A 22,524-nucleotide genomic window follows, 5' to 3' on the forward strand; every position below is an offset into this window, starting at 1 on the left:
CCGCTGACCACGAGGAGAACCTGCGGATTCCCGTAGGAAGGTGGGATTCGAACCGCGTCGGCCTCAAGCGATCAGGTGATGGACGGCGAATCGACCGCGGCCGTGTCGGGCATGGGCTGGGCGTCTCCGATGAAGCGGCTCAACTCCTCCCCGCTCAGCAGCCGCACCGGAGAGGGTGTACGCGTCGTACGCGTGGCCGGGGGCCGCGTCGGCAGGCGGTCGTTCGTACCCACGAGTATGAGGTTGCCGATCTGGTCGCCGCGCAGCACTTCCGGTTCGCAGAACAGGCCCACGTCGCCGAAGACCGCACAGAACGTCGCAGCCACGCCTCGGGTGAAGGCGAAAGGTGCAGAATCCATGACGTTCAACGCGTACTGTCCGTTCCGGTCCAGTACCCGTGCGGCTTCGGTGGCGAACTCGACACTCGCCAGCCGTGCGGGCACCCCGGTCCGGTTCACCACGTCCGTGACGACAAGGTCGTGAGATCGCGCGGGTAGCGTCCGTATCGCGTCGCGGGCGTCCGCGATGTGGACGTGCAGCCCGCCCGCGGCCGGCAGCGGCAACACCCGCTGGACCAGCGCCATCAGCGCCGCGTCCCGGTCGACGACCAGTTGGGCCGAGCCCGGCCGGGTGGCGGCGACGTACCTGGGGAGGGTGAGAGCACCGCCGCCCAGGTGCAGTGCCCTGATCGGAGCGCCGGGTTCCGCGACGATGTCGGCGATCGACGCGAGCCACCGCACATACCTGAATTTCAGGTGGCGGGGGTCGGCGAGATCCACAAAAGACTGCGGAAAATGGTCCAGCAGCAACATCCAGGCTCCGGGGCGGCCCTGGTCCGGAACGAGATCGACCATGCCGAAATCGGTCTGCGCCGCTACCGCGCCACCGTGAAGGGACATTTCACACCGCCAGTGTTCTGAGGGCGACTCCGAGGATGCGGTCGGCGGGGTAGAGGCCGACCTGGCGGGAGTCGCGGCCCTCGTCGTTGTCGCCGAGGACGATCAGCGAACCTGCCGGGACGATCCGGGCGGCTCCCGTCGCGGCCTGAGCCTGCGCGGGGATCGGGTCGCCGGGGAGGGCCGCGACCCGTTTGACGTTCCATCGCGGTTGCGGTCGCATGGGGACGAGCTGTGTGACCTCGTCGGGGATGTACGGCTGGGGCGGCTCCAGGACCACGATGTCCCCGATCTTCAGCCCGGCGATGCCGCACCGGCGCACCAGGAGCCGGTTTCCCGGCTGGATCGTCGGTGTCATGCTGATCCCGGTCACCGTGACGACCACGATGCGCCGTCGTAGCAGGGCGGCCACGGTCACGCCCGTGGTGAGCAGGACGATCGCCCAGACCATCATGAGAGCGGCCGCGCGTCCGGCTCGGTGCTGTATCCCGAGGCCTGCATCCGGAAGAGCCTGGCATAGGTGCCGTCCCGGGCCATCAACCGGTCGTGGGTGCCCTGCTCGGTCACCTGGCCGCCGTCGAGTACGGCGATATGGTCGGCCATGCGCACGCCGTTCAGCCGGTGGGAGATGATCACGCTGGTCCTTCCGCGGCGATGCTCGACCAGCCGCTGATGGATCGTGTGCTCGGCTTCGGCGTCCAGGCCCGAGCTGGGCTCGTCGAGGATGAGCAGGTCTCTGCGGCCCCGCATCAGGCCACGGGCCAGGGCGATCCGCTGCCACTGGCCGCCGGACAACGTCAGGCCGGTGCTGTCGTCGTCGGGTTCGGCGCTCATGAAGAACATCCGGCTCAACAGCGTGTCGTATCCACGCGTCAGGCCGGCGATCGTGTCATGAACCTCGGCGGAGACAGCGGCGGCGCGAATCCGGTCGCGGTCGTCGCGCGCCGGGAGGTCGCCGATGCCGATGTTGTCCGCGGCGGTGAAGTCGTAGTTCATGTGGTCCTGGAACACGGTGCCGATGCGCTCTCGCAGGCTGGCGACGGAGAAGAGCCGGATGTCGATGCCGTCCCACAGGATCTGACCGCGCGTGGGATCGTACAGGCGGCACAGGAGCTTGACCAGCGTGCTCTTGCCGGCGCCGTTCGTTCCGACCAAGGCGAGCAGCGCGCCGGCGGGGACCCGCAGGTCGAGCCCGCGTAACACCCACGGTTTGTCCTCGTCGTAACGGAACCAGACGTCCTTCAGCTCGATCGCGTTCCGCAACGGTGGCGCCGGCACCGGGCCGGCCGGCGTCATCAGGTCAGGCTCGGTGCTCAGGATGTCGAGGTAGTGGCCGAACTGGAGCAGCGCCTGATGTCCTCTCGCCACCTGGGCGATCAGCCCGGACAACCCTGCCTGCACCCCGGCGACCGCGGCGGTGAAGATGACGACGTCACCGGGGGTGAGCCGGCCCGCGCGCGCCAGCAGAACGCCCCAGACCAGGCCGCCGCCCGCGACCGTGGCGGTGAGCGCGGCCAGCCAGAACTGGGTGTGGAACGTACGCCGGTCGAGTGCCCGCTCGGCGTCGTTGACCTGACGCAGCTCCTTCAGCATGCGCGACCGGACGAAGCCGCCCAGGCCGAACAGGCGGATCTCCTTGGCGGCGGTACGGTCGATCATGAGCTGGGCGTAGAACACCTGCCTGCGCACGTTCGGGCTGGTGGTCCACAACAGCTCGCTCCGCCTCCTGCTCAGGCTCAGCTCGGCGACCACGACCGGGATGGCCGACAGCAGGACCACCCCCGCCATGACAGGGCTCACCGCCAGCAGCGAGACGACGAAGCCCGTCATGGTGACGAGGCTGCGCACTCCTGCCAGCAACGCGTCGAGGACGAGCTGCGGCGCCTGATCCCCGGACTGCTGGGCCAGCCGGATACGGTCGTAGAAGGCCGGATCGTCGAACCTGGCCAGCCCGGAGAAACGCGACAAAGCTCCGTACAGCCGGTCCTGGTTGTGGAGGCGGACGGCCCGCCCCATCTCGGCCTGCGTGTACGCGAACAAGTGCGGCAGCGCCGCGGCGAGCAGTCCCAGGCCGGCCAGCAGCGAGCCCTGCCCCACCAGCCAGCCGATGGAGCGCTGCCGCAGCAGCAGCTCGTCCAGCACCTGCTTGGTCACCCACGCGACACCCACCGGCGCGGCGCCCATGACGAACACCATGACCATCTGGGCCACCAGCAACGCCGCCCTGACACGCCACGCCACGGCCAGGGCGGCGAGGCATCTCTCCGGCCAGCGGGTGTCGCCGCCGGCCGCGTAGTCACCTCTTCCCATCAGCGCATGACGGCCTGGGCAGGCATCAGCCTGTCGACGCCGGAGACGCTCTCCGAGACCGTGCCGTCCGGGGCGAGCACCACGAAGCTGGGCCAGACCCGTACACCGAAGGCGCTCTCCACCGGACCGCGCAGCGGCTCGACCACCACCCGGGACACCTCGCGTACGGCGTCGATGATGTCCGCGCCTTCTTCGGCCGACCCGGCGAGCACCACCAGGCTGCGTTCGCGTCCGCCGGGCAGGGCGCCAGCGAATCTGACGAAGGCGGGAAGCTCGTCCCGGCAGGACGGGCATCCCGAGGAGAAGAACCCGGTCAGCAGCGGGCCGTCCAGGCCGTGCGTTGAGACCTCGTCCCCGTCGATCGTCGTCGCGGTGAAATCGGTCACGCGGGTTCCTGTTTCGGGCACCAATCCGCGCTCCGCGAGAGGGTCATGGCTCCTCTGCTGGTCATCGCGCAGGCGGCGGAGCACGGCGAGCATCAGTAACAGGTTGAGCCCGCACAGCGCACCGACGATGGCGACCGCGGCGGTCAGTACGGCATTCATCAACACACTCCTGATCGGTCAGGTTTTCGAGGGTCGGCGGGCAGGGCGTCAACGAGCGAGCACCAAGGACACGAGGTCGTCGTAGGCGATGAGCATCGCCGCCAGAAAGAGGGCCACGGATCCGGAGAGCAGCAGGGCAACCGCGTCCCATCCCGCGGCCCCCGGATTCGTGGCCAGCACGGTTCCCGCCGTTCCGCAGGCCGCGATCGACAGGAGGATGGCGTTGCGTACGAGGTGCCGTAGGCCCAGTGGCCGCGCCGAACCGCCGAAGCAGCGGCAATCGGCCGGCGTGCCGCGCCGCAGGGCCACGGCGATCGCCGACGTGAAGGCGATCAGCAGCGCCGCCCCGATGGCCAGACCCGCCAGAGCGGTGACCTCGACCGGCAGCAGGGCCGCCGCGGCGAGTTCGCCCCCGGCCACTCCCGCCGTGACCGCCGGCCTCCAGCGCGGCCGCACGCCGAAGGCCGCCAGCGACGACCGGAATTCAGTAAGATTTCGCCGCCGAAACAGCTTGCCCGCCACCGCGACAAGGAACACCACCGCCAGCAGCAGCCGACAGCCGAAACCAATATAGGCGATCAATCCGTTGACGTTGATTCACTCCCTCCGGCTGTTTCTTCGGTTGAATTCCGCACGGCCCCGAGACGCGGCGCATTCATGCCCGGCTCGGCGGCGGGCCGCGGGACCGAACGGAATGGTCAGGGTCGGGTGCCTGCGATCAGCAGCAGGCTCCCCTCTCGGTGTGGCAGTTGGTGTAGACCGTCAATATCTGTGTGTGGATCGGACCACAGCCGGAGGCGGACACGCACCCTCTCCAGTATTCGCATCCTCCTGCGCCGGCGGTTTCCTTGGGGGCGAGATGCGCGAGCAGCCGATCGCCTACTCGGTTCAGAACTGATGTCATGACTTGCGTCCTCTCTTCCGGATTCGTCTCCTGATGCTCCAGTGAGTGGGCATCGGGCAACAGCTCAGCTTGCGCCGTTATTTGGTAATTATCGAGGTGATGGTCGAAAAAACCAGGCCATCAGACGGTCGTTTAGCGGTCGTTCAGCGGTCATTGTGCTGTCCGCCGGCAGGGGAGCCTTCAGTTCCGAGATGGGGGCAACTCTTCCTCAGAGCGTGTTTGAGAGGGGTGTAGCAACACCGTGATCATCGCTGGTCAGACTGAGGAGGTGTGGAAGCGCGGGATAGGCGGTGGGCAGAGTTGTCCCCGCGGGTTCGTGATCGAATCGACGAACACCTTCGTCATGGACGGCTGATCGCAGCCATCATGCTGTTACGGTCCAAAGGCGGCGTTGATCCTGTGCCTGGCCTATACGAGGCGCAGGTGTTGGCCGAGGCGAAGCGCCCCGACCGGCGCTTCGCCGCGGTCATCTGCGAGCCCGTCGAACGAGTGGCCCGTCGCACGTACTTCGGTACGAAGATCGAGTATGAGCTGGAGTGGCCGGGGTGATGCTGCTGGCGGCCGATGAGCCGCTGCCTCAACTCGACCGACCCCGCGGCGGGCGTGCCCGCAAGCGCGCGACGCCCGTCCTGACGCGGCGGGTCAAGCAGGCCGTGGCCGAGTGGTACGTGCTGCAGATGCTGGAGCTGTCCTGGGACGCCTTTTACTACGCGTGCGAGCCGGATCCGCGGCACCACAAGGATCGTCGCGACTGGTACGCCGCCCATCCCCAAGAGCCTGTGGATCCGGGAGGACGACCTGCTGGATCTCGTGCACGAGTTCTTCGCCGATCGCGTCTTCAACCCGCATCGCCTGGCCCAGCCCGGCGCAGACCTGGCTCAGAGTGCCCCGCAGGATGACACCGCGATCAAGCAGCTGCGAAAGGAGATCCTCGACCTGGAGAAACGGCAGAACAACGTGCTCGCTCAGAGAGAAGATCACGTCCCGACGGGCGACGACGACATCGACAGTGATTTCCGTGAACGGCTCCAGCGTCGCCACGCCGACCTGGCCCGGGCCGGAAAGGCGAAGATCACAGAGGTGAAGGCGCTGGCCGAGCAGGAACCGCAGGCCGGCAAGGAGGACCTCGGCATCCTGGGTGAGCTCCCGGCGTTGGCCAGGGGTCTCCGAGGCGTCCCGGAGGAGCTTCAGCGCAAGCTCTTCGAAGCCTTCAACCTGGAGTTGCGCTACCGCGTCGACACCCATGAGGTGCTGATCAGGATCACAGTGAAGGAGGACAATGTGCCCGCGATCGCGGCCATGACAAACGAATTCGCCGACCCTCCGTCAGGAGAGTCGGCGACCCATCGTTCTTACCTTCTGTCTGGTGCCCCCTGCAGGATTCGAACCTGCGCACCCGGCTCCGGAGGCCGGTGCTCTATCCCCTGAGCTAAGGGGGCTGACGAGTGACAAGGCTATCAGCATCCCGACACCACTCGGCACCGGATAACGCTCCTTGAACACATCCCGTGAAAACCCGGCGTGACTACCTCACTACAGGTTAACTTGGCGCCCGTGGGCGAGGTTCTTGGGAAAGTACTGGTCGTGGACGATGACGAGGTCATCCGCCAGCTCATCGCGGTCAACCTGAACCTGGAGGGGTTCGAGGTGACGACCGCCACCGATGGGCAGGACTGCCTTGATCGCGTGCTCGAGGTCATGCCGGACGTCATCACGCTCGACGTGATGATGCCCTGCCTGGACGGATGGACGACGGCGGAGAAGCTGCGCACCGACGAGGCCACCAGTCACATCAAGGTGGTGCTGATCACGGCGCGGGCGCAGGACGATGACCGGGCGCGTGGCCTCGGCATCGGCGTGGACGCCTACCTGACGAAGCCGTTCGATCCGGCGGAGTTGATCCAGGTCGTCAGGGATCTGGCGGAGGGCGTTCAGCGGGGTTGATGGAGCAGGGGCACAGCAGGTGAGCGGGCCGGCCTGGGATGCGGGTCGTGATCGGTCGAGCGGTTCGCGATGTGTGTGCGGGTCGGGTCCCGTTTTCCGTACGCTGGCGGCACGACTTCTCGAAAGGTAGAAAACGTGCGTAGCTCCATCTTCGGAAACCTCGACGGCCAGCCGCTGCCCCCTGGCTTCGCCCTCCAGAACGGCAAGATGCTCCGGGTGCAGTTGCCCGAAGTGCTGGCCAAGCAGGGCTCGATGGTCGCCTTCCAGGGGCGGATGGATTTCGACTACGAAGGTTCGGGCGGCCTCGGCAAGCTGTTCAAGAAGGCCATGACGGGCGAGGGCGCGTCGCTGATGCGGGTGCGTGGCGAAGGGCTGCTCTACCTCGCCGACAACGCCGACGACATTCACCTGTTCTACCTGGAGAACGAGGGGCTCACGGTCAACGGGCGCAACCTGCTCGCCTTCCAGCCGCAGTTGTCGTGGGACATCCAGCGGGTTCAGGGCGCGGGGGTCGCGGCGGGCGGGCTGTTCAACACGACGATCACCGGCACCGGGTGGGTGGCGGTGACGACGCACGGGACGCCGGTGCTGCTCGACGCCGCGCAGATGCCGACGTACGCCGACGGCCAGTCCGCGGTGTGCTGGAGCACCAGCCTCCAGGTGGGGGTGAACCGGACGGTGAAGGCGGGCGCGCTGATCGGGCGGGGGAGCGGCGAGGCCATGCAGCTGGCCTTCAACGGGCAGGGTTTCGTGCTGGTGCAGGCCAGCGAAGGCGCTCCCGTGGTGCAGGCTTCCTGACCGCTTCGGTTCCGGTGCAGGTCGGTGAGGGTGTTCGCCTCGGCCTACTTCCTCCGTAGTAGGGAAGAGACGCTCCTCCCGTCGGATGCTTCGTATACCCCTCCCCGGCATTGTGGAGGGAGAAGTCCGTTCCGAAGGGTTGGGTGAGCGCGATGCTGCTGATCGATGTGTACGTTCCCAGAGGCGCTCTCAGCGAGGACGAACGCCAGACGCTGGGGCGCCGGCTCATCGACACGCTGATGGTCGAGGACGACAGCCACGCCCTCGAGATCATCGATGCGCAACGGCTGATCACGCAGGTGCTCGTGCACGAGCCGGCCACCTGGGTTCTCGGTCAGCGGCCGGCGACGGATCCCGCGGCTCCGCCGCGCTATCTCGTACGCGTCACCGTCCCGGCGTCGTGGCGGAAGGACGTGTGCGAGCACATGGTGGAAACCATCACCGCCATCCTGGCCGAGATCGAGCGGGAGGCCGGCCGCGATCCCGAACGCGTGCGACGCGAGCCCCACGCGATGATCCTCGTCGAGGGCATCACCGAGGGCGGCATCGGGATCCAAGGGAGGGTCATGGACAGCATGGATCTCACCGAGTTCGTCTCGCGCCCGTACCGCGACGGCGCGCCCGAGCGTGAGGCGCCGCCCCAGGTGGATGACAAGCTGATCGACCCGATCTGCGGCATGAGCGTGGATCTCGACACGCCTCTCACCCTCGTTCACCAGGGCACCTTGTACGGCTTCTGCCACGGCCTGTGCCGGCGAGCCTTCGCTGACCAGCACGGGCTGTCGCTCAGCAGGCAGCACTTGTCCACCGACACCTGAAAGCGCCGGGTGCGGACGTGCCAGGGCGCCCGGCTCGCACTGTCCCGCGACGGTGCGCGGTCCCGCGCCCGGGACGCCCTCGGGGTTGATGGCCGCGAGGTCGGTGTGATCGTCGGCGTCGAGGTCGCCGGGAGCCTTCAGCCGCGCCGTGTGTGGACATATCCGATGGCGGCGCCGAGCAGGCACACCCCCCACGCCAGAAAGACCGGGTACGTCCCGGCGAACGCCCAGCTGCCGTCGAGAACCTCAGCGCCACCCTCGGGTGCGCACGTGCGGGTGATGCCGAAGGCCAGGCAGCTCGTCATCATCGCCCCGTACTGGCCGACGAGCAGCCCGACTGCCAGGGCCGGGACGGCGGCGAGGCCGGTCGGCACCCGCCGGCCGCCGAGCCACGGCACCCATGGGGGCACGATCTGCCCCCATTGGCTGATCAGCCCGAGGGTGAGCAGGCCGCCGGCCACCGGCCCCGCGACGAGCAGCCCCCAGTACACCGGCGAGCCGCGAAGCGCCGCGAGCCCCGCCGCGGAGGGTCCCGCCACGCCGAACGGCACGCCGAGCCCCCACAGCAGGTGCGGTACGGAGAACCCCAGCACCGGCACGCCGGCCGCCGCCCAGGTCGCCGCCCTGGCCCAGCGCGCCGGCCGTACCGTCCCGTCGGGTTCGCGGGAGAGAGGGCGGCTGCCGTGGCGCACGGTGGCCAGGGCGAGCAGCACGCCCAGGGCGGTGAGCAGGAGCTGCCGGCCGAGTGCCGGATCGTCGAGCTTGCCGAAGGCCAGCCGCATGACGAGGTTTCCCGGCGCCACCAGCGCCAGCGCGGCGGCTCCTGCGAAACCCGCGGTCAGCAGGGCCGGCCTGGCATGTGGTCTCATGGCCGACAAGCTATGGCCGGCGCGCGTGCAAGGCCTCCCCCTGGGGAGGGAGACGGCACCGGCGGCCGACGACCGCGTACGCCTCACGCCGGCCGCGATCAGCGCGGGCCAGGACTAGGAGCAGGTGGGTACGGGCGCGGTGTTGGCGCCGTTCCACGAGGCCAGGAAGCCGAACGTGGCCGAGGCGCCGGGCGCGAGCGTGCCGTTCCAGCCGACGTCGCGCACGATCACCGAGGAGCCGCTGGCGCTCAGCGTGCCGTTCCAGATCTGGTCGATCCGCTGCCCGTCGGCGAACGCCCATCGCACCTCCCACCCGTTCATGGGCGCCGTGCCGGTGTTCGTGACGGTGACCTCGCCCTGGAAGCCGCCCTGCCACTGGCCGGCGTTCCTGTACACGGCCGCGCAGCCGCCCGGAGGCGGGTCGGTGGGATCGGGGTCGGGGTCGGGGTCGGCGCCGGCCAGGGCGTCCACCAGCGCCGGATACCACGTGTCGGCCATCTTCTGGTCGCCTGCGGCGTTGGGGTGCACCCCGTCGTAGGTGTCCGTGGCCGTGCTGAACCCCGTCCACTGGTCGACGACCGTGATCGGCGACCGCTCGGTGGTGGTGGCGGCGGCCCAGGCGGGGACGGCGTTGTTGAAGGCCACGGCCCGCTGGGCGCAGTCCGCGCAGCTGGACGGATTCATCGGGATGATCTTGGCGACGAGGATCTTCATGGCGGGGTTGCTCGCCCGCATCTGGTTCACCAGCGTGGTGAACGCGCCCAGGATCGTCGCAGGAGCGATGTTGCTCCACACGTCGTTCGTGCCGAAGTGCATGAGCACGACGTCGGGCCGGGTCGCGGAGAGCCAGCCGGGCAGCTGGTTCTGGGCGGCGACGTTGGTGGCCAGGAAGCCGCCGTGGCCCTCGTTGTCGCCGTCGTGGGCGACGCCGCAACCCTGGGGCGGGAGGGTGCCGACGAAGTCGATGTCCGTGTGGCCGGCGTTCTGGAGCCTGTTCCAGAGCAGCGCCCGCCAGCAGCCGGGGGAGCCGGTGATCGAGTCGCCCAGGGGCATGATCCTGGTCGCGGCGGCGCCGGCCGGCGCGGTCGTCGCGAATAACACCGCGGCGGCCGCGGCCAGCATCGCCGCCAGCACGGCGCTGATCCTTCGCATCGTCCGCTCTCCCGTCGTCGCCTGCGCAGATGGTAGGAAGCGCCGGTCCGCGGCGGGAAGCACGTGCCCGTGCCCGCCCGGGTGACCTGCGAAGACGGATGTAACTTTCAGGCCCGCGCCACGCCGAAGGTCGCACCACGGAGGGGGTCAGGCCCGCACCACGGCGAGCGGGCAGGGGGTGTGGTGCAGCAGGGCCTGGCTGATCGAGCCGAGCAGCATGCCGGCGAGCTGCCCGTGCCCGCGCGAGCCGACCACGAGCAGGTCGGCGCCCTCGGCCGCCTCCTTCAGCACCTCGACGGGGTGGCCGTGCACGACCTCGGGCAGCACGTCCACGTCCGGGTGCCGCTCCTGGCGCTCGGCCAGCAGGTCCTGCAGCTGGTGCAGGGTGTGCTGCTCGTTCTCGGGGTCGGCGGGCAAGAAGCCGCCGGGCCGCGGCCACGCCCACGCCTGTACGACCCGCAGCCGCGCCTCGCGCAGCTCGGCCTCGGCGAAGGCGAAGTCGAGTGCCCGCAGGCCGGGAGGCGAGCCGTCGGTGCCGGCCACGATCTCGCCGCGGGGCGTCGCGGGCCGCTCTCCGACCACGACGACGTTCGTACGGGCGTGGGCGGCGACCCCGTGGGCGACGGATCCGACCAGCAGCCCGCGTACGCCGCCGATGCCGTGGCCGCCGACGACCAGCAGGTCGGCCTGTTCCGCGACCTTGATCAGCGCCGTGCGGGGGTCGCCGGGGAGCAGGGTGGTCTCGACGATGATCGCGGGGCGTTCGCGCAGCGCCCGGTCGCGTGCGGCGGCGAGCACCGAGTTCGCCTCGTCGCGCATCCACCGGGCGACCTCGGCGTAGCGGGCGGACAGCTCCTCGCACACCCACCGCGGCACCGCGTGGGCCACGGTCAGCCGGGTACGGCGCAGCGCCGCCTCGGTGGCTGCCCAGCCGGAGGCCTCCAGCCCGGCGCGCGAGCCGTCCACCCCAACAATGATCATGGCGTCTGCCCCCTCAGGAGAAGGCGTAGCACTCCACTTCGGCGCGGCGGAACGAGATGCCGTGCTCCTCGGAGTCGCGGATGCAGGCGCGCTCGGCCTCGCTGAGCTGGAGCGTGCCGCACACGGTCACGCCGGCGTACGTACGGCAGTCGAGATCGGCGTCCCTTGCGCCGATACGGAAGATCTCCTTGACCGTCGAGCGGCAACGAGCCTTGCCCGTGTCGGCGAAGCGGCACTGGGCGAGCAGCGTCCGGTACTGTTCCTTGCTCACCTCGTGCTGGTCCGTCCCGTCGCCGTGGGCGGCGGGGGCGCCGAACGTGGCCAGCAGCACGAGTCCTGCGACAGCGGCGATCTTTTTCATAGTCCCCCTGATGGGGTTGGTACCGCTGGAGAGGGCCGTCAAACCTCGCGCTTGATCGCCAGGACGCTCAGCCATGTGCGCCCGGCGGTGTTCAGGCCGTGCTCGACGGTGTCGAATCCGGCCGCGTGGAGAAGGCGCAGGAGCGCGCCGGGGTCGCGGTGGACGAACCAGCGGTGCCGGCCGGCCTGGCTCGGAACCTCCTCCCACCCTTCCGAGTCGCCCGCCGAGGTGCTCAGGCCCAGCACGCCGCCCGTACGCAGGGTCAGTGACCAGGCGCGGAGCGTGGCATCGGTCTCGGCGGCGGGCACGTGCAGGAGGGCCGCGACCGACCACAGGCCGGCGAGCGAGCCGGGGGCCACGGGCGGCCGGCGCAGGTCGCCCAGCACGGCGGGCACGCCGCGGGCCGCCGCCAGCCCGGTCATGGCGGCCGAGCGGTCCACGCCGACGACCCGCAGCCCGCGCTCGCCCAGCCAGGCGGCGTCCCTGCCCGGCCCGCATCCCAGGTCGGCGACCGTTCCGCCGGCGGGCACGGCGTCGGCGAAGCGCTGCCTGAAGGCCTGGAGGCCGGCGTCGGGCCGCTCGGTGTTCGCGGCGAAGGCGGGGGCGATGTGGTCGTAGGTGGCTGCGGTCGTTGACGTGGGATCTTCCATTTTGCGGATGATGTCATGTTTCGTTCTGGCGGGGGCGTGGGTAGGATCAACGCCGTCCAACGCGGGAGCCCGGTGCGGACCGGGCTGAGAGGACGGCTGCGAGCCGCCGACCGCCAGAACCTGCTCCGGGTAATGCCGGCGAAGGGAGTTTGCGCGATGACCGACGCGCGTGTCCCCACCTTTACCAAGATCTACGAAGGCGACCTCCGCGTGCCCAAGCGCCAGGTCAACCTCTCCGACGGCTCGTCGGTGACGCTCTACGACACCTCGGGCCCGTACACCGACCCGTACGTCGAGACCGACGTGCGGCGCGGGCTGGCGGGCCTGCGCGAGCCGTGGGTCGCCGCCCGCCGCGCGGCGGGCGAGCCGGTGACCCAGGTGGCCTGCGCCAAGCGGGGGATCGTCACCAAGGAGATGGAGTTCGTGGCCGTGCGGGAGGGCGTCACCCCCGAGTTCGTACGCCAGGAGGTCGCCGCCGGCCGGGCCATCATCCCCGCCAACGTCAACCACCCCGAGACCGAGCCGATGATCATCGGCCGCAACTTCCTCGTCAAGATCAACGCCAACATCGGCAACTCCGCCGTGACCTCCTCCATCGAGGAGGAGGTCGAGAAGATGACCTGGGCCACCCGGTGGGGCGCCGACACGATCATGGACCTGTCCACCGGGCCCGACATCCACGAGACCCGCGAGTGGATCATCCGCAACTCGCCGGTGCCGGTCGGGACCGTGCCCATCTACCAGGCGCTGGAGAAGGTCAAGGGCCGCCCGGAGGAGCTGTCGTGGGAGGTCTACCGCGACACCCTGATCGAGCAGTGCGAGCAGGGCGTCGACTACGTGACCGTGCACGCGGGGGTGCGGCTGGCGTACGTGCCGCTCACCGCCCGCCGCAAGACCGGGATCGTCTCGCGCGGGGGCTCGATCATGGCCGCCTGGTGCCTGGCGCACCACCGCGAGAGCTTCCTGTACGAGCACTTCGACGAGATGTGCGAGCTCCTGGCCCGCTACGACGTGTCGTTCTCCCTCGGTGACGGGCTGCGCCCCGGCTCGATCGCGGACGCCAACGACGAGGCCCAGTTCGCCGAGTTGCGCACGCTCGGCGAGCTGACCACGATCGCGCGGGCGCACGACGTCCAGGTGATGATCGAGGGCCCGGGGCACGTGCCCATGCACAAGATCAAGGAGAACGTCGACCTGCAGCGCGAGCTCTGCGACGACGCGCCGTTCTACACCCTCGGCCCGCTCGTCACGGACGTCGCCCCCGGATACGACCACATCACCTCGGGCATCGGCGCCGCCATGATCGGCTGGTACGGCACCGCCATGCTCTGCTACGTCACCCCCAAGGAGCACCTCGGCCTGCCGAACAGGGACGACGTCAAGACCGGCGTGATCACGTACAAGATCGCCGCCCACGCCGCGGACCTCGCCAAGGGCCACCCGGGGGCGCAGGCGTGGGACGACGCGCTCTCGGACGCGCGGTTCGAGTTCCGCTGGGAGGACCAGTTCGACCTGTCGCTCGACCCCGACACGGCACGCTCGTTCCACGACGAGACCCTGCCCGCCGCGCCGGCCAAGACCGCCCACTTCTGCTCCATGTGCGGCCCCAAGTTCTGCTCCATGCGCATCAGCCACGACGTCCGGCGCTACGCCGACGAGCACGGGCTGGACACGCAGGAGGCGATCGAGGCCGGCATGGCGGAGAAGGCGGCCGAGTTCGCCGAGCGCGGCGGCCGGGTCTACCTGCCGATCGCGGACTAACCGGGCAGCGTCTCGCCGCCGATCGGGGCCAGCACCTCGCCCGTGTAGTACGACGACATCCGGCCGGAGGCGAAGAACACGTACGAGGGGGCGATCTCGTCCGGGTCGGCGGGCCGGCCCATCGGGACGTGCCCGCCGAACGAGCCGACCTTGTCCTCCGGCAGGGTCGCCGGGATCAGCGGCGTCCAGACCGGGCCCGGCGCCACTGCGTTGATCCGGATGCCGCGATCGACCAGGTTCTGGGCCATGGAGTAGGTGAAGGCGTTGATGGCGCCCTTGGTGGCGGAATAGTCGATGAGCGTCTTGTTGCCGCGCAGGCCGTTGATCGAGGAGGTGTTGATGATCGCGCTCCCCTCGCGCAGGTGGGGGAGCGCGGCCTTCATGACGCGGAAGTAGCTGTGGATGTTGACCGCGAACGTGTGCTCCCACTGCTCGTCGGTCAGCTCCTCCAGGCCGTCGACGGGCGCCTGGTAGGCCACGTTGTTCACCAGCACGTCCAGGCCGCCCAGCTCGGCCACGGTCTGCTCGACGACGGACGCGCAGTGGTCGCGGTCGCCCAGGTCGCCGGGCAGGAGCACGCAGCGCCGTCCGGTCGCCTCCACCAGCTTGCGGGTGTGCGCGGCGTCCTCGTGCTCGCTGAGGTACGCGATCGCGACATCGGCGCCCTCCTTGGCGAAGGCCACGGCGACCGCCCGGCCGATGCCGGAGTCGCCGCCGGTGATCAGCGCCTTCTTGCCGTCCAGCAGGTCGCGGCCCACGTAGTCGCGCATCTCGTCGCGCGGCTCAGGGGCCATCTCGTCCGTACGGCCCGGGTACGGCTGGTTCTGGGCGGGTGGTGTTTGCGACATGCCCAGCGGCTGCCCGCGCACGGGCCGGGCTAACGCCCTTACCGGACGAAACCCTCGTCCCGCAGCCACTCGCGCGCCACCAGGGCGGGCACGTCGCCGTCCACGTCCACCTGGGCGTTGAGGCCGCGCATCACGTCGTCGGTCAGCTTGGCGCTGATCGGCGCGAAGATCTTCGCGATCTCGGGGTGCGCGTCGGCCAGCTCGCGCCGCATGGTCACCGCGGCGTTGTAGCTGGGGAAGAACTTCTTGTCGTCCTCGAGCAGCACCAGGTCGAGCGCCTGGACGCGGCCGTCGGTCGTGGTGACCATGCCGACGGCGCACTGGCCGCTGGCGACGGAGTTGTAGAGCACGCCCACGGACACCAGGCGCACGTTCGCTCTCGGGACCTCCTTGCCGTAGGTCATGCTGTACGCCTTGAGCATGCCGAGGAAGCCGTCGTCGCGGCCGAAGGTCTCGTGGTCGACGCAGAACGTGCGCTCGTTCACCGGGATCTTCGTGATGTCCGAGATCGTCTTCACGCCCCACTTCTGCGACGTGGCCCGGGTGACGCCCATGGCGTAGCTGTTGTTCAGCGGTGCGGGCGGCAGCCAGACGATGCCGTTCTTCCGCAGGTCGAGGTCGCGGACCGCGACGTACTGCGCCTGCGGGTCGGGCAGCGCCTCGGTCTGGCCGAGATAGGTGATCCAGCCGGTGCCGGTGTACTCCCACATCAGGTCGGCGTCGCCGCGGGTCAGGGAGGCGCGGGCGTTGACGCTGCCCTGCACGTTCGTCTGGTCGCGCACGTCGGCGCCGGCGGCGGTGAGGGCGAGCACCGCGATCTTGCCGAGCACGAGCTGCTCGGTGAACTCCTTGGACGTCACCCGTATCGGCGTGCCCTCCAGCGACGGGATGGGCTGGATGCCGGCCGGCTCGACCGGCGGCACGAACGACGACGCCGGCTGCAGCCCGCACCCGGCGGTCACCATAACGGGCACCAGGACGAGCAGCAGGGCCAGGAACGCTCTCACGACAGCCCCTTCGGGGCGAGGACCCGCTGCGCGAGCCCGCCCACCCAGTCGATGATCAGCGCGAGCACCGCGATCAGCACGCACCCGGTGACCAGTACCAGGTTGCGCTGCGTGCTCACACCGGTGGTGATCAGGTCGCCGAGCCCGCCCGCGCCGATGAAGGCGGCGATGCTGGCCGTGCCGACGTTCAGCACCAGCGTGGTCCTGACACCCGACAGGATGACCGGCGCGGCCATCGGCAGCTCCACCTTGAACAGCACCCTGGTCGCCGACATGCCGATGCCCCGGCCGGCGTCGATCAGCCGCCAGTCCACCTGCTGCAGCCCGACCATGGTGTTGCGCAGCGTGGGCAGCAGGCTGTAGGCGAACAGGGCCGCGACCGCCGTCCAGAAGCCGATCTGGAAGACCACCGCCAGCAGCACGACCAGCCCCACCGCCGGAGTGGCCTGGCCCAGGTTGACCACGGCCAGCACGAACGGTGTCGCCCGGCGCATCGCGCCCCTGGTGAGCATGACGCCCAGCGGCAGCGCCACCAGCAGCACCAGCAGGGTCGAGTAGAACACCAGCTGGATGTGCTCCCACGTGCGGCCGAAGATGTAGGGCAGGTTGAGCGAGCCGCGCTCGATGCCGTCGAGCGGCACCGACTGCGTATAGATGATCATGGCCGCGCCCACGGCCAGGTAGCAGAGGAGCGGCAGCACGATGTGCCAGGAGCGGCCGAGCCGCGGCTCCGGGCTGACGGCTTCGTCGGCGGCGGCCGTGGGAGCGGTCATCCGCTCTCCCCGGGGTGGTTGCGGTGCAGGCGGCGCTCGCGTTCCCTGGTCTTGATCGTCTGGATCGCGTTCTGCACGGTGCTCAGCGACAGCGCCCCCGCGTACGCCCGGCGCCTGCCCACCACGGGCACCACGTCGTTGTCGGCGTTGAGCAGGGACTCCAGGGCGTCCTGCAACGTCATCCGGTGGCCGAGGGTGCCGGTGATCGGGTCGCCGGCCGAGCCGACGGGCCCCTCGATGCCCTGGAGGTGCTCGGCGCCGACCCAGCGCAGCGGCCGCCGCATCCCGTCCGTGATCAGCGCGTAGCCCCGGCCGTCGCGCTCGATCTCGGCGAGCACCCCGGCCGCGTCGGCGTCCTCCGACGCGTACGGCACCTGGTCCACCTCGATGTCGCCCACCTTGGTCAGGCGCAGCAGCCGCATCGAGGAGCCGGCGCCGAGGAACTGCTCGACGTAGTCGTCGGCCGGGTTCGTGAGGATCTCGGCGGGGCTGGCGTACTGGACGATGTGGCCGGGCGCCTTCATGATCGCGATATGGTCGCCGATCTTCAGCGCCTCGTCGATGTCGTGCGTGACGAAGACGATCGTCTTGGCCAGGTCGTCCTGGAGGCCGAGCAGCTCGTCCTGCAGGCGTTCGCGGCTGATGGGGTCGAGCGCGCCGAACGGCTCGTCCATGAGCAGCACGGGCGGGTCGGCGGCCAGCGCCCTGGCGACGCCGACGCGCTGCTGCTGGCCGCCGGACAGGCGCCGCGGGAAGGTGTCGCGGTAGACCTGCGGGTCCAGGCCCACCAGCGTGAGCAGCTCGTCGACCCGCTCGGCGATGCGGGCGCGGTCCCAGCCGAGCATTTTCGGCACTTGGGCGATGTTCGCGGCCACCGTCATGTGGGGGAACAGGCCGGCCTGCTGGATGACGTACCCGATGTTGCGCCTGAGCCGGTCGGGGTCGATGTCGTGGGAGCTGCGGCCGTCGATGACGATGTCGCCGGAGGTCGGCTCGATCAGACGGTTGATCATGCGCATGGTGGTGGTCTTGCCGCACCCGGACGGCCCGACCAGCACTACGATCTCGCCCGCGGGGATGTTCAGGTCGAGCTCGCGTACGGCGGGGTCGCCGCCGCCGGGGAAGGCCTTGGTCACCTTGCGCAACTCGATCGGCACCCCGCCGGTGCTCTGGTCAGCCACGGACGCCTCCTGTGGTCAGGCGCCGGCTCAGCGGGCCCTCCGGCCTGGTCAGCTTCCCGATCAGCACGAAGCAGCCGTCGAAGAGCAGCGCGAGGATGGCCACCCCGATCGTGCCGGTCAGCGTGGAGTTGACCGCGTTGGCGCCGCCCAGCCTGGCCAGCCCGGAGAAGATCTGCTCGCCCAGCCCAGGCCCTGAGACGTACGCGGCCACCGCGCCGATGCCCATGGCCAGCTGCGTGGACACCCGGATGCCCGTGAGGATCACCGGCCAGGCCAGCGGCAGCTCGATCCTGGCCAGCGACCGGCCCCGGCCCATCCCGATGCCGCGCGCCGCGTCGACGACGAGCTGGTCGACGCCCTGCAGGCCGACGACGGTGTTGCGGATGATGGGAAGCAGCGCGTACAGGGTGATCGCGGTCACGCTGGGCGCCACCCCGAGCCCGAGCGCCGGGATCAGCAGGCCCAGCATGGCCAGCGACGGCACGGTGAACAACACCCCGGAGGAGGCGGTGGCCAGCGAGGCCAGCCGCGGGCGGCGGTAGGTGGCCACGCCGATGAGCACGCCGAGGACGGCCGCCACCAGGACACATTGGGCGACCATGCTCGCGTGTTGCGCCGTCTCGAAGAGGATGAGGTCCCACCGGTCCTCGACGTACTCCCACAGGGTCATCGACTACGTACTAACCGGGATTCGACGTACCAAACATCGCAACTGACACTTTTGTCCCTTTAGTCACACCTGTCTCAGACGAGCCACAACACCAGCGCGAGGACCATGAGCACGTAGCCGGCGACCGCCCCGAACACCTGCTTCCGCTCCGCCCGGAGCTCCAGCAGGCCGGCCCCCGCCTGCACCGCGAACGTGAGCAGGACCAGCAGCGGGTTCCACACGACCAGCAGCCACGCCGCCATCTCCTTGGCGATCATCCCGCCGCTGATCAGCACGTTCACCGGTCCCAGCGCGGGCTCGGGCCTCTCCTGCGGCCCGCGCTCGGCCGCGGGCAGGCGCCTCAGCCCGACCAGCCCGAGCGGCAGCACGAGGCTCCACGTCAGCAGCCCGATCCACGCTGCCTCGACCGCGCTCATGCCCGACCAGAGCACCAGCCCCAGGCGGATCAGCTCCTGCAGCGCGAGATGGACCACCATGACCACCGTGATGTGCCGAGCCGGGTCCGCGGACCGCGCGAGCAACTGCCCGGTGGGCAGGGAGGTAAGGAACGAGCCGGCCATGAAGGCGATCGACAGCCCCACCACGGCCCACGTGGGGCCGCCCGCGAAGAGCGCCAGCCCGGCCGCGACGAGCACGCAGATCACGGCCCGTACGAGCAGCTTCCCCCGCGGACCCGCCGTCATCGAAGCCTCTGTCAAGTGCCGTCCTTTCCGCAGAGCGGGCGGTCGTCCTGCACCCGGCCGTTCAGCGCCCCTTCCAGCGCGTCCACGGACGCGAAGAACGTCTCCCGCGAGACCTTGTCCTCCCAGACGCCCCGGGCACACCGGCGGAACAGCTCGCTGAACTGGGCATAGTAGGGCGACTTCGGCCGCGGCCTGGCCCGGTCGATCGACCTTTTCGTCTCCGCCGCCAGCCTCGCCAGCTCGTCCAGGCTCGGGTTGGTGATGTCGGAGCCGTCCTGGCGCTGGCACGACGGGCCGCCGCCGCCCGCGTAGCGCTCGTACACCTCGGTGAGCACCGGAGAGTAACCGCCGCAGGCGAACAACGTGGCCTGCACCTCCGGGCTGGTGAGCCGGTCGATCAGGCGCCTGGCGGGAGCCAGCTTGGCCGGCTTGATGTGCTGGGAGACGGCCAGCACCGACCCGCCGAGCACGCCGCCGCGCGCGGCGGGCGCGTACACGTCGAAGCGCAGGTCCTCGCCGGAGTCGCGCATGCGCGGATCGGCCGCCAGCTGGTGGAACGCGATCGGCCAGTTGCGCATCCAGGACACCGGCTGCCCGCCGACATGGCCCTCCTTGAAGGCCACGACGCTCGCGTCCTCGTCCATCTGGAGCGACTCGCGCAGCACCGCGACGTTTCCCCCCGTGGTGGACAGCGTGCGCCTGAACGACCTCAGCGCCTCCCACGTGGCGTCGCGCTGCTGGTCCAGCACGATGGAGGTCCTGTCGTCGCCGCCGAGCACCTTCCCGCCGGCCAGCTCGATCGTCTCCAGGAAATTGATGGTGCCCATCTCGTTGTCGTCGAGCTGCAGCAGGTAGCCGCCGGACCGCCGGTCCAGCCGCCGGAACTCCAGCGGCGCGTCGGCGGCGAACGGCACGCCGTACTGCTCGCCGTCGATCCGCCCGGCCCCCAGCGGGCCGGACAGGAATTCGTCGTCGCGATCCGCCAGATCGATCGGCTGGATGTAGCCGTGCCGGGCGAACTCGGTCACCCACGCCACGTCGAGCACGAGGATGTCGTACGCGCAGCTGCCCGCCTGCGCCAGCGCCGCCATCTGGGCGCGCCGCACGTCGGTGCTGGCGGACAGCTCCAGCAGCTTGGCCCGCGGGTCCCCGGGCGGCTTCAGCAGGCCGTTCCACTCCTCGATCACCTCCCGCCGCACGCTGCCCGTGCTGACGTCGTCGCCGGTGGCCACGACGAGCTCGGCGTCGTTGCCGCCGCAGCTCTCCTGAGGCGTGACGGGCACCGAGGGCGGGGAGATCGTCGACCGGGGACGGTCCGGCTGGGACGGTCCTGCGGACAGGCCGGACTGCCAGGTCAGGAGCAGCACCATCAGCAGGGCGCCGCAGCCGAACGCCACCACGTTCCCGCGCCGGACACGTTCGCGCCGGCCTGCCTGGAGCCACGTCCTCATCGCCACCCCCGCACCGTGATGATGGCCCGGGTGAGCGCCTTGTCCGCGCCCTCGCTCGCCGTCACGCAGCGGTACGGCTTGCCCGAGCCGGGCAGCGCGGTCACGGCGCACGCGTCCTGTCCGAAGACGACCACGTACAGACCCGAGACCGTCGGTGCGCGCTCCAGAGCTCGGGCGATCACCTTCGCGGCCTCGCCCCTGCCCTCGTTGTCGAACAACCTGCCGTCGGTCAGCAGCACCACGGGAGCGGCCACCGCCTCGTCGCCCGTGCCCAGCCGGGTCAGCCCCGCGGAGGCGGGGGCGTCCCAGTGGTCGAACGCGGTGCTCTCGATGCTCGCGGCCACGGCGCCGAGCTGCTCCCTGGTGCTGTCGGCGGCGATGCTCGTGACCTCGGCGGGCCCGTTCCTCGTACGCGCGTGCAGGCCGAACACCCGGACCCCGTCGCGCGGCCCGAGCAGCCGGCTGTTGGCCCGAACCGCCTCTGCGGCCCGGACCCGCACCGGGCGGTCCGCCGATCCCGAGGTGTCGACGAGCAGCCGCAGGTCGAGCTTCGGGCGCAGCTCGTCCAGCACCAGCTTCTTGAGCCGCCCGAGGTCATGGCGGTCGAGCTCGCCGTCGGCCGGCCCCGGCGCGTTGGGGAAGAGCGGGTGGGCCCGCAGCCACGCGCCGAAGTGGTCGACCAGCTTCTCCCGCTCGGCCGAACGCTGGTCCGGCCAGGACACCTTGACGAACTGGTAGTCGAGCGTGCTCAGGTCGTGGTGCCGCACCGCGACGAGGCGCGCGCTGTCACCCGTCCCCTCGCAGCCTTTCACCCGGCCCGCGTTGAAGTCGTCCACGCTGTGCCCTGGAACCAGCATCGCGATCTTCGGATCGCCGGCGCCCGACCTGTCGGCCAGCCGGTCGAACTCGCACAACAACGAGGTGACGGTGTCCGCGCCGAGCCCGTTCTCCACCAGCTCCTGCTCGGCCTCCAGATAGCGCGACTCGGGCAGCCCGCGGTCGTGGAACACGTCGTGGGTGCCGATCAGCGCGGCCACGGACGTCTCGGGGAACGGCCGCGCGATGGTCATGCCCATCTTCTTCGTCAGCGTGTCCCACACCTCGCCGAACGCATAGCCGTCCGGATTGTCCATGTACGTGCCCAGCTCCTCGTGCCGCTGCCCGGTCATCGCCAGGACCAGCTGGTCACGCCCCACCGCGTCCTCCGGCTTCGGAGCGCCGAGCGAGCGGAGCTCGCCCGCCCTGAGCTCGTCCGGCTCGGCAGCGGAAGAGGCGACCCAGGCGTCGGGCTGCAGGTCATAGAGGCGGGCGTACGGCTGGTCGCGACGGTCCTCCCGCCACTCCCACCGGTTGTCGAAGGCGTCATGGAGATGGATGGGCGGCGGCGCCACCGCCACGGTCATCCTGACCACGGGGCAGCCGTCCTCCGTCTGGTGCTCGCGCACGTAGCTCCGGGCGCGCGCGGTCAGCTCGGTCACGTTCTCGGGCGCGGTGACCAGCCGCAGCTCGGCAGGCGCCGGGCACTGGTCGTCCGCGGCGACCGCCCGCACCCCGGTCCACACCCCGGTGGCCAGCGCCCCGCCGGCCAGCACGCACAGCGCCGTCCTGACCTCCTTCGGGTGCTTCTGGATGAGATCGCGCAACACCGGGATGAGCGCCACGGCCCCGACCAGGACGCCCGTCCCCAGCGACCCCCACAGCTGGATGTGCAAGGGCTGGCTCGTGAACAGGTCGAGCCACGGCGCGGAGATCCACGTCACGAACGCGCCGGCCAGGGCACCGATCACCGCAGTCTGCACCGCTGCGGCGAACCGCGACCTACCCGGCTCCGGCGCAGGGGGATTCTCCGGCTGGACATCGCTCATGTGAAAGGGCGCCCTCCTGCGACGGGATCACCTGAAGACTAATCCGCCTATCCGACG

Annotated in this window: 24 protein-coding genes, 1 tRNA gene and 1 riboswitch; of the genes, 5 read left to right on the top strand and 20 right to left on the bottom strand. The window is 70.2% G+C overall.

Annotated features, from left to right (window positions below; all coding sequences use genetic code 11):
- Window positions 1–71: 71 nt before the first annotated feature.
- The 5 genes from ABGB14_RS11670 to ABGB14_RS11690 are packed head-to-tail and all read right to left on the bottom strand — an operon-like array spanning window position 72 to window position 4,333.
- On the bottom strand, window positions 72–854 hold the full coding sequence (locus ABGB14_RS11670; protein WP_347643615.1) for a fused MFS/spermidine synthase: 783 nt from the start codon (window positions 852–854) through the stop codon (window positions 72–74).
- Window positions 855–900: 46 nt separating this feature from the next.
- Complete coding sequence (locus ABGB14_RS11675; protein ID WP_347643616.1) at window positions 901–1,350, bottom strand: S26 family signal peptidase; 450 nt, start codon at window positions 1,348–1,350, stop codon at window positions 901–903.
- Window positions 1,347–3,206, bottom strand: coding sequence for an ABC transporter ATP-binding protein (locus ABGB14_RS11680; protein WP_347643617.1), 1,860 nt, complete (start codon window positions 3,204–3,206; stop codon window positions 1,347–1,349). Before ABGB14_RS11680 ends, ABGB14_RS11675 begins: the two co-directional genes overlap by 4 nt.
- Window positions 3,206–3,751, bottom strand: a complete 546-nt coding sequence (locus ABGB14_RS11685; RefSeq protein ID WP_347643618.1) for a TlpA disulfide reductase family protein — start codon at window positions 3,749–3,751, stop codon at window positions 3,206–3,208. Before ABGB14_RS11685 ends, ABGB14_RS11680 begins: the two co-directional genes overlap by 1 nt.
- A 48-nt stretch (window positions 3,752–3,799) precedes the next feature.
- Entirely contained in the window at window positions 3,800–4,333 is a 534-nt protein-coding gene (locus tag ABGB14_RS11690; protein WP_347643619.1) for a MauE/DoxX family redox-associated membrane protein, read from the bottom strand.
- A 721-nt stretch (window positions 4,334–5,054) separates the two neighbouring features.
- Here ABGB14_RS11690 and ABGB14_RS11695 point away from each other — a divergent pair.
- Window positions 5,055–5,204, top strand: coding sequence for a hypothetical protein (locus ABGB14_RS11695; RefSeq protein ID WP_347643620.1), 150 nt, complete (start codon window positions 5,055–5,057; stop codon window positions 5,202–5,204).
- A gap of 93 nt (window positions 5,205–5,297) precedes the next feature.
- Here the strand turns inward: ABGB14_RS11695 and ABGB14_RS11700 are convergent, their stop codons facing one another.
- Entirely contained in the window at window positions 5,298–5,900 is a 603-nt protein-coding gene (locus tag ABGB14_RS11700; protein ID WP_347643621.1) for a hypothetical protein, read from the bottom strand.
- Window positions 5,901–6,019: 119 nt separating this feature from the next.
- Window positions 6,020–6,094 (bottom strand) — tRNA-Arg (locus tag ABGB14_RS11705).
- A gap of 115 nt (window positions 6,095–6,209) precedes the next feature.
- On the opposite strand from ABGB14_RS11705, the gene ABGB14_RS11710 reads away from it, so the two are divergent.
- The 3 genes from ABGB14_RS11710 to ABGB14_RS11720 all read left to right on the top strand — a co-directional run bounded on the left by ABGB14_RS11710 (window position 6,210) and on the right by ABGB14_RS11720 (window position 8,215).
- Window positions 6,210–6,599: a response regulator gene (locus tag ABGB14_RS11710; RefSeq protein WP_347643622.1), complete on the top strand. Its 390-nt coding sequence runs from the start codon at window positions 6,210–6,212 to the stop codon at window positions 6,597–6,599.
- Window positions 6,600–6,734: 135 nt separating this feature from the next.
- Window positions 6,735–7,397, top strand: coding sequence for an AIM24 family protein (locus ABGB14_RS11715; protein WP_347643623.1), 663 nt, complete (start codon window positions 6,735–6,737; stop codon window positions 7,395–7,397).
- 152 nt (window positions 7,398–7,549) lie between these two features.
- Window positions 7,550–8,215, top strand: coding sequence for a hypothetical protein (locus tag ABGB14_RS11720; RefSeq protein WP_347643624.1), 666 nt, complete (start codon window positions 7,550–7,552; stop codon window positions 8,213–8,215).
- A 137-nt stretch (window positions 8,216–8,352) separates the two neighbouring features.
- Here the strand turns inward: ABGB14_RS11720 and ABGB14_RS11725 are convergent, their stop codons facing one another.
- The 5 genes from ABGB14_RS11725 to ABGB14_RS11745 form a co-directional block, all read right to left on the bottom strand.
- On the bottom strand, window positions 8,353–9,084 hold the full coding sequence (locus ABGB14_RS11725; protein ID WP_347643625.1) for a hypothetical protein: 732 nt from the start codon (window positions 9,082–9,084) through the stop codon (window positions 8,353–8,355).
- Between the two features lie 114 nt (window positions 9,085–9,198).
- On the bottom strand, window positions 9,199–10,236 hold the full coding sequence (locus ABGB14_RS11730) for a cellulose binding domain-containing protein (protein ID WP_347643626.1): 1,038 nt from the start codon (window positions 10,234–10,236) through the stop codon (window positions 9,199–9,201).
- Window positions 10,237–10,383: 147 nt separating this feature from the next.
- Window positions 10,384–11,217 carry a universal stress protein gene (locus ABGB14_RS11735; RefSeq protein WP_347643627.1) on the bottom strand — a complete coding sequence of 278 codons (834 nt, stop codon included), beginning with the start codon at window positions 11,215–11,217 and terminating at the stop codon, window positions 10,384–10,386.
- Window positions 11,218–11,230: 13 nt separating this feature from the next.
- Window positions 11,231–11,578: a hypothetical protein gene (locus ABGB14_RS11740; RefSeq protein WP_347643628.1), complete on the bottom strand. Its 348-nt coding sequence runs from the start codon at window positions 11,576–11,578 to the stop codon at window positions 11,231–11,233.
- A 38-nt stretch (window positions 11,579–11,616) separates the two neighbouring features.
- A complete protein-coding gene (locus ABGB14_RS11745) occupies window positions 11,617–12,228 on the bottom strand; it encodes a class I SAM-dependent methyltransferase (RefSeq protein WP_347643629.1) in 612 nt (203 codons plus the stop codon).
- Between the two features lie 51 nt (window positions 12,229–12,279).
- Window positions 12,280–12,392, top strand: a riboswitch (TPP riboswitch).
- On the opposite strand from ABGB14_RS11745, the gene thiC reads away from it, so the two are divergent.
- On the top strand, window positions 12,385–13,989 hold the full coding sequence (thiC, locus tag ABGB14_RS11750; protein ID WP_347643630.1) for a phosphomethylpyrimidine synthase ThiC: 1,605 nt from the start codon (window positions 12,385–12,387) through the stop codon (window positions 13,987–13,989). It overlaps the preceding riboswitch by 8 nt.
- Here thiC and ABGB14_RS11755 read toward each other — a convergent pair.
- The 8 genes from ABGB14_RS11755 to ABGB14_RS11790 all read right to left on the bottom strand — a co-directional run bounded on the left by ABGB14_RS11755 (window position 13,986) and on the right by ABGB14_RS11790 (window position 22,467).
- Complete coding sequence (locus ABGB14_RS11755) at window positions 13,986–14,837, bottom strand: SDR family oxidoreductase (protein ID WP_347643631.1); 852 nt, start codon at window positions 14,835–14,837, stop codon at window positions 13,986–13,988. The two genes, thiC and ABGB14_RS11755, sit on opposite strands and share 4 nt — an antisense overlap.
- A 38-nt stretch (window positions 14,838–14,875) precedes the next feature.
- Complete coding sequence (locus tag ABGB14_RS11760) at window positions 14,876–15,844, bottom strand: glycine betaine ABC transporter substrate-binding protein (protein WP_347643632.1); 969 nt, start codon at window positions 15,842–15,844, stop codon at window positions 14,876–14,878.
- Window positions 15,841–16,617, bottom strand: a complete 777-nt coding sequence (locus tag ABGB14_RS11765) for an ABC transporter permease (protein WP_347643633.1) — start codon at window positions 16,615–16,617, stop codon at window positions 15,841–15,843. The genes ABGB14_RS11760 and ABGB14_RS11765 overlap by 4 nt, the downstream gene beginning before the upstream one ends.
- Window positions 16,614–17,798: a betaine/proline/choline family ABC transporter ATP-binding protein gene (locus tag ABGB14_RS11770; protein ID WP_347643634.1), complete on the bottom strand. Its 1,185-nt coding sequence runs from the start codon at window positions 17,796–17,798 to the stop codon at window positions 16,614–16,616. Before ABGB14_RS11770 ends, ABGB14_RS11765 begins: the two co-directional genes overlap by 4 nt.
- Window positions 17,791–18,468, bottom strand: coding sequence for an ABC transporter permease (locus tag ABGB14_RS11775; protein ID WP_347643635.1), 678 nt, complete (start codon window positions 18,466–18,468; stop codon window positions 17,791–17,793). The genes ABGB14_RS11770 and ABGB14_RS11775 overlap by 8 nt, the downstream gene beginning before the upstream one ends.
- A 74-nt stretch (window positions 18,469–18,542) precedes the next feature.
- Window positions 18,543–19,166 carry a hypothetical protein gene (locus tag ABGB14_RS11780; protein WP_347643636.1) on the bottom strand — a complete coding sequence of 208 codons (624 nt, stop codon included), beginning with the start codon at window positions 19,164–19,166 and terminating at the stop codon, window positions 18,543–18,545.
- Window positions 19,163–20,602, bottom strand: coding sequence for an extracellular solute-binding protein (locus ABGB14_RS11785; RefSeq protein WP_347643637.1), 1,440 nt, complete (start codon window positions 20,600–20,602; stop codon window positions 19,163–19,165). Before ABGB14_RS11785 ends, ABGB14_RS11780 begins: the two co-directional genes overlap by 4 nt.
- Window positions 20,599–22,467, bottom strand: a complete 1,869-nt coding sequence (locus ABGB14_RS11790; protein WP_347643638.1) for a hypothetical protein — start codon at window positions 22,465–22,467, stop codon at window positions 20,599–20,601. The genes ABGB14_RS11785 and ABGB14_RS11790 overlap by 4 nt, the downstream gene beginning before the upstream one ends.
- Between the last annotated feature and the right edge of the window lie 57 nt (window positions 22,468–22,524).

Source organism: Nonomuraea sp. B10E15, assembly GCF_039871615.1.
Lineage (GTDB): Bacteria > Actinomycetota > Actinomycetes > Streptosporangiales > Streptosporangiaceae > Nonomuraea.

What these genes read in the sequence shown, in the direction of transcription:
- ABGB14_RS11720 (WP_347643624.1), top strand. Translation starts at nt 7,550, where the DNA reads ATGCTGCTGATCGATGTGTACGTTCCCAGAGGCGCTCTCAGCGAGGAC.
- ABGB14_RS11725 (WP_347643625.1), bottom strand. Translation starts at nt 9,084, where the DNA reads ATGAGACCACATGCCAGGCCGGCCCTGCTGACCGCGGGTTTCGCAGGA.
- ABGB14_RS11730 (WP_347643626.1), bottom strand. Translation starts at nt 10,236, where the DNA reads ATGCGAAGGATCAGCGCCGTGCTGGCGGCGATGCTGGCCGCGGCCGCC.
- ABGB14_RS11765 (WP_347643633.1), bottom strand. Translation starts at nt 16,617, where the DNA reads ATGACCGCTCCCACGGCCGCCGCCGACGAAGCCGTCAGCCCGGAGCCG.
- ABGB14_RS11670 (WP_347643615.1), bottom strand. Translation starts at nt 854, where the DNA reads ATGGTCGATCTCGTTCCGGACCAGGGCCGCCCCGGAGCCTGGATGTTG.
- ABGB14_RS11745 (WP_347643629.1), bottom strand. Translation starts at nt 12,228, where the DNA reads ATGGAAGATCCCACGTCAACGACCGCAGCCACCTACGACCACATCGCC.
- ABGB14_RS11740 (WP_347643628.1), bottom strand. Translation starts at nt 11,578, where the DNA reads ATGAAAAAGATCGCCGCTGTCGCAGGACTCGTGCTGCTGGCCACGTTC.
- ABGB14_RS11755 (WP_347643631.1), bottom strand. Translation starts at nt 14,837, where the DNA reads ATGTCGCAAACACCACCCGCCCAGAACCAGCCGTACCCGGGCCGTACG.
- ABGB14_RS11775 (WP_347643635.1), bottom strand. Translation starts at nt 18,468, where the DNA reads ATGACCCTGTGGGAGTACGTCGAGGACCGGTGGGACCTCATCCTCTTC.
- ABGB14_RS11700 (WP_347643621.1), bottom strand. Translation starts at nt 5,900, where the DNA reads ATGGGTGTCGACGCGGTAGCGCAACTCCAGGTTGAAGGCTTCGAAGAG.
- ABGB14_RS11685 (WP_347643618.1), bottom strand. Translation starts at nt 3,751, where the DNA reads ATGAATGCCGTACTGACCGCCGCGGTCGCCATCGTCGGTGCGCTGTGC.
- ABGB14_RS11680 (WP_347643617.1), bottom strand. Translation starts at nt 3,206, where the DNA reads ATGGGAAGAGGTGACTACGCGGCCGGCGGCGACACCCGCTGGCCGGAG.
- ABGB14_RS11790 (WP_347643638.1), bottom strand. Translation starts at nt 22,467, where the DNA reads ATGAGCGATGTCCAGCCGGAGAATCCCCCTGCGCCGGAGCCGGGTAGG.
- ABGB14_RS11785 (WP_347643637.1), bottom strand. Translation starts at nt 20,602, where the DNA reads ATGAGGACGTGGCTCCAGGCAGGCCGGCGCGAACGTGTCCGGCGCGGG.
- thiC (WP_347643630.1), top strand. Translation starts at nt 12,385, where the DNA reads ATGACCGACGCGCGTGTCCCCACCTTTACCAAGATCTACGAAGGCGAC.
- ABGB14_RS11675 (WP_347643616.1), bottom strand. Translation starts at nt 1,350, where the DNA reads ATGATGGTCTGGGCGATCGTCCTGCTCACCACGGGCGTGACCGTGGCC.
- ABGB14_RS11735 (WP_347643627.1), bottom strand. Translation starts at nt 11,217, where the DNA reads ATGATCATTGTTGGGGTGGACGGCTCGCGCGCCGGGCTGGAGGCCTCC.